6 protein-coding genes are annotated in these 4,878 nt (G+C 68.9%); all 6 read right to left on the bottom strand.

The genetic code is table 11. From position 1 onward, the window contains the following. On the bottom strand, positions 1-663 hold a 663-nt coding region (locus G3N93_RS33940; protein WP_206134930.1), incomplete at its 3' end, for a LysR family transcriptional regulator. Positions 664-782: 119 nt separating this feature from the next. Further along, positions 783-1,637: an ABC transporter ATP-binding protein gene (locus tag G3N93_RS33935; RefSeq protein ID WP_175010955.1), complete on the bottom strand. Its 855-nt coding sequence runs from the start codon at positions 1,635-1,637 to the stop codon at positions 783-785. Further along, positions 1,637-2,380: an ABC transporter permease gene (locus G3N93_RS33930; RefSeq protein ID WP_206134929.1), complete on the bottom strand. Its 744-nt coding sequence runs from the start codon at positions 2,378-2,380 to the stop codon at positions 1,637-1,639. The genes G3N93_RS33935 and G3N93_RS33930 overlap by 1 nt, the downstream gene beginning before the upstream one ends. Then, positions 2,377-2,991, bottom strand: a complete 615-nt coding sequence (locus tag G3N93_RS33925) for a VOC family protein (protein WP_174939064.1) — start codon at positions 2,989-2,991, stop codon at positions 2,377-2,379. Before G3N93_RS33925 ends, G3N93_RS33930 begins: the two co-directional genes overlap by 4 nt. 87 nt (positions 2,992-3,078) lie before the next feature. Continuing rightward, positions 3,079-4,077 carry an ABC transporter substrate-binding protein gene (locus G3N93_RS33920; RefSeq protein ID WP_206134928.1) on the bottom strand — a complete coding sequence of 333 codons (999 nt, stop codon included), beginning with the start codon at positions 4,075-4,077 and terminating at the stop codon, positions 3,079-3,081. Positions 4,078-4,143: 66 nt separating this feature from the next. Beyond that, on the bottom strand, positions 4,144-4,878 hold a 735-nt coding region (locus tag G3N93_RS33915), incomplete at its 5' end, for a fumarylacetoacetate hydrolase family protein (protein WP_206134927.1).

Below are 4,878 nucleotides of genomic sequence, written 5' to 3'. Positions count from 1 at the left end.
CCGCGACGGCGAATCGGGCGTCGGCAGGATCCACGGCGCGTCGACCAGCTCGCGCAGCGACGGCGCCGGGTCGGGCACCGGGCCGTAGCCGTTGCCGACCACCGCGCACATCGATTCGTCGAACAGCGCCTCGTGCGTGAGCGGGAACGCGCTCGCGATCGGCAGCTCGCGCTCGGGCAGCCGGCCGACGACGATGTCGAGATCGCCGGTGGCGAGCGCCGGGAACAGGTGCGCGGTCGTGCCTTCGCGCACGGTGACGAGCACGTGCGGCGTGCGCTCCTTCAGCATCGCGATTGCGCGCGGCAGCAATCGTGCGGATGCCGAAATCAGAGTACCGACGATCACGTGCCCGCTCGTGCCGAGCCGGAAATCGTTCAGCTCGTCGGTCATGTAGCGCAGCTCGGCCATCAGTGACTTCACGCGCCGCCCGAGCAGCAGGCCGAGCTCGGTCGGCACCACGCCGCGGTTCGAGCGCGAGAACAGCGCGCCGTCGAAGCACGATTCGAGCTCGTGGATCACCTTCGTCACGGCCGGCTGCGTGAGCCGCATCTCGTTGGCCGCGCGCACCACCGAGCGCGTTTCCAGCACGCGCTCGAAAATCATCAACTGGTTCAGCTTGAGCCGGCGGATCAGAGAGATCTCGCTGAGCGGATTCGCGTCCATGTCTGCTTCGTCGTCGAAAGGGGATTGCCGGACCTTAGCAACTTTGCGCCCGGCGCGCATCGGGAGATGCACGGCACGGGCGGCATCGCCCGCGCCTTCCCCCGCCGCTCCCCCTTGTATCAGTACACGCCCATCATGGCGGACAGCTCCGCCACATACTCGCCATAACGCGGATCACGCTTGATCTCGTCGGGCTGGCGCGGCCGCGGCAGGTCGATCCTGACGTCGTGCAGCACGCGCCCCGGGCGCGCCGACATCACGAGCACGCGATCCGACAGGAACACGGCCTCGTGAATGCTGTGCGTGACGAGCAGCACCGTCAGCGTGCTCTGCTGCCAGATGCGCAGCAGCTCGACGTTGAGCCGGTCGCGCGTGAGCGCGTCGAGCGCGCCGAACGGCTCGTCCATCAGCATCACGCGCGGCTCCAGCAGCAGGATCTGGCCGATCGCCGCACGCTGCCGCATCCCGCCCGACAGCTCGTGCGGATAGCGGTCGACGAACTGCGCGAGGCCGAGCGTGTCGAGCAGCGCGGGCAGCCGCGCGTCGACGTGTGCACGCGGCAGGTTGCGCAGTTTCGCGCCGAGCCGGATGTTCGCGCCGACGGTCAGCCACGGCAGCATGTTGCTGGTCTGGAACACGACGCCGATGTCCGGATGCGGGCCGGCCACCGGCGTGCCGCCGACGCGGATCGACCCCGCATCGCACGGCACGAGCCCCGCGACCATCCGCAGCAGCGTGCTCTTGCCGCAGCCGCTCGGCCCGAGGATCGACACGAATTCGCGCGGTTGCACGCGCATCGACACCTGGTCGAGCGCGTTGAACGCATCGGCGCCGCCGCGCGCCGCGAAGCGCTTGCCGGCCTGCTCGACGGCGATCAGTGCGTCCGCGCGGGCGGCGTCCTGAACGGGCGCCGACGTCGCGCCTTCGGAAACGGAAGCGCGCCGCACCGGGCGCACGAGATTGACGATCGTCATCAGGCCGTGACTCCTCTCCACCAGACTGCACGCGAAACCAGCTCGACCGCGCCGTAGAACAGCATCGCGAGCGCGGTCACCATCAGGATCGCCGCGAAGCACAGCGGCGTTTGCGCATTCGACGTCGCGAACACGATCAGGTGCCCGAGCCCCGCTTCCGCGCCGATGAACTCGCCGACGATCGCGCCGATCACCGCGAGCGGCATCGCGATCTTCAGGCCGTCCATCAGCGTCGGCAGCGCGGCGGGCAGGCGCAGGTGCCAGAACGTGTGCGCCGCCGACGCGCCGAGCGCGCGGAAATGCTCGTCGAGATGGCGCGGCACGCCCGCGAGGCCGCCCATCGTCGCGACGACGATCGGGAAGAACGCGAACAGCACGGCCGCCGCGAGCTTCGATGCAAAGCCGTAGCCGAACCAGACGATCAGCAACGGCGCGAGCGCGATCTTCGGCATGCTCTGCAGCGCGGTCACGAACGGCAGCAGCGTGCGCCGCACGAGATTCGACGCGCTCGCGAGCAGCCCGATCGCGAGGCCGCCCGCCACCGCCAGCGCGAAGCCCGCGAACACTTCCCAGGCGGTCGTCAGCGTGTCGGCCAGCAGCTGCGCGCGCATCTCCCAGCCGGCCGCGAGCACCGACGACAGCGACGGCAGCACGTACTCGCGCGTGCCGGTCCAGCGCACACCGAACTCCCAGGCGACGCCGACGATCGCCCAGAACGCGACCGTCTCGATCAGCCGCTTCATGCCGGGTCTCCTTTCGGCGCTTCGTGCTGCGCACCCGCATCCGCATCGTCGTCCGAAGCGGCAGCCGGCGCGCTGCCGCGCGACTTCTCCGCGACGAGATGCGGCGGCGGCGGCACGACGAAGCGCGCGAAGCGGTACTGGTCGAACGATTCGACCGTGCGCTCCCACACCTGCGGCTCGCGCGGATCGCGCTCGCCGATCTGCTCCATCGCGCAGTACACCTCGACGTTGTTGCCGTCCGGATCCTTGAACACCAGGAAGAAATTGTCGCCGGGCCCGTGCCGCCCGATACCGCGCACGATCTCGACGCCATGCGACTGCAGCACCTTCACCGAGCGCTCCATCTCCTCGATGCTGTCGACCAGGTACGAGAAATGTTCGAGGCCCGGGCGCGAATAGCGCGGCAGGTCGTCGAAATCGGGCGAATCCTTCGGCAGCTGCGCGAGCGCGAGATCGTGGTGATCGGTGCCCGCGCGCAGGAACACCATCTGGTCGCCGATCCAGTCGGACACCTTCAGGCCCATCACTTCCGTATAGAACTTCGCAGACCGATGGATATCCCGCACCATCAGCACCATGTGTCCGAGCCGCCTGGGACGCAAGCTGTTCATTACCGTTCTCCTGTGTGCCCGCGCGCCGCGCGGGCCGGGTTGGATCGCCGGCGGCGGCGCGCCGCCGCCCCCGCGATCCCGATCGGGTTAGTCGACGAAGCGATTGGTGTAGAGGCTGTCGGCCTTGACCTTCGAACCGAGCGCGAAGGCGCGCGACACGAAGCCGAGCGTCGCGTCGATGCGTTCGGGCCGCAGCCAGCCGAGCCGGTGGCCGGCCGCATCGTCGGTAATCAGCGCATTGGTCTCGTCGATCTGCTCGCGCAGGATCGTGCGGTCGAGCAGCGGATTGCGCGCGACGATCGCATCGATCGCGTCCTGCGGCTTGTCGCGCATCAGCGCATAGCCGCGATACGTCGCGTCGACGAAGCGCTTCACGACGTCCGGATGCTGCGCGACGAACGCATCGGTCGTCACGATCCCGCTGCCGGTCATGTCGAGCCCGAGATCGCGATACGTGACCTTGCCGAGCTTCTGCCCCGCGCGCCGCGCGAACGCGGCCTGCACGGGCAGGCTCGCGCCTTCCCAGCATTCGGACAGGTCGATGCGCTTCTGCAGCAGTGCGGTGTTGATCACGGCCGGATCGAGCCGCACGAGGCGGATCGCGTCGGGCGCCATCCCGTTCTGCTTCAGCCACGCGGGCACGATGTTCTGCACAGCCGACGCATTGCCGCCGCCGAGCGACAGCCCCGCGAGATCCTTCAGCGACGCAGGCCGGAAACCGGGCCGCTCCAGATAGCACATTGCGCCCGGCCAGCGCGTGTTGATCGCGCCGACCAGCACCGTATGGCCGCCATGCGCGCGATTCAGGATCACGCTCACCGGATCGCCGTAGCCGAACTCGAACAGCCCTTCGTCGACCTCGTTGACGGTCCGCTGGCCGCCGTAGCCGCGCTGGACCGTCACGTCGAGGCCCGCGTCCTTGTAGAAGCCCTTCGCCTGTGCGACCAGGATCCCGCCGGTGCTGCCCTGCGGCAGCCACGCGAGATTGACCCGTACCGCGTCGGCCGCGTGGGCGGCCGACGCCGCGACGCACAGGCTTGCGGCCAGCACCGCGCCGCGCGCCAGCGCCTGGATACGCTCAAACATGTCCTCCTCCTGTCTTTTTCGAGTTCGGGTTCGGGTTCGCATGCGGGCCGGCGCGGCGCGCGCCGCTTAGCCGCGCACCAGCGGGTTTTCGATCGAGCCGATGCCGTCGATCGACGCGACCATCACGTCGCCCGGCTGCAGATAGATGCCGCGCCCCATGCCGACGCCCGTCGGCGTGCCGGTCGCGATCAGGTCGCCGGGCTGCAGCGTCAGGATCGACGACAGGTAATGAATCTGCTCCGCAATACTGAAGATCATCTCGCCGGTATTGCCGTCCTGCATCATTTCGCCGTTCACGGCGAGCCGCATCCGCAGGTTCTGCGGTTCGGCGATGCACGCGCGCGGCACGAGCCAGGGCCCGAGCGGACCGAAGGTATCGAAACTCTTGCCGCGAAACCAGTCGTGCTTGAACGGATAGTCGGTGCGGCGATTCAGGTCGCGCGCGCTCACGTCGTTCAGGATCGTGTAGCCGGCCACGTAGTCGAACGCGTCGGCCACCGCGATATGGCGGCCCGGCTTGCCGATCACGACGGCCAGCTCCACTTCCCAGTCGACGCGCTCGGCCTGCGGCGGCATCACGACCTCGGCAAGCGTCGGCACCACGCTCGTCTCGGCCTTCATGAACATGTACGGCGTGCTTTCCTCGCGCGGCGCAAGCTCGGTGCCCATCTCGCGCGCATGTTCGTAGTAATTCGACGCCGCCGCGAAGATCCGCCGCGGCGCGTACGGCACGCGCAGCCGGTAGCCCGCGAGCGGCGTCGCGTCGAGTCGGCCGGCGGCGATCTCGCGCGCCGCCGCTTC

It is taken from the genome of Burkholderia sp. Se-20378 (genome assembly GCF_017104665.1).
GTDB classification, from domain to species: Bacteria; Pseudomonadota; Gammaproteobacteria; order Burkholderiales; family Burkholderiaceae; genus Burkholderia; species Burkholderia lata.
The sequence above is the reverse complement of the archived record's forward strand: the minus strand, read 5'-3'. Positions and strand labels throughout refer to the sequence as shown.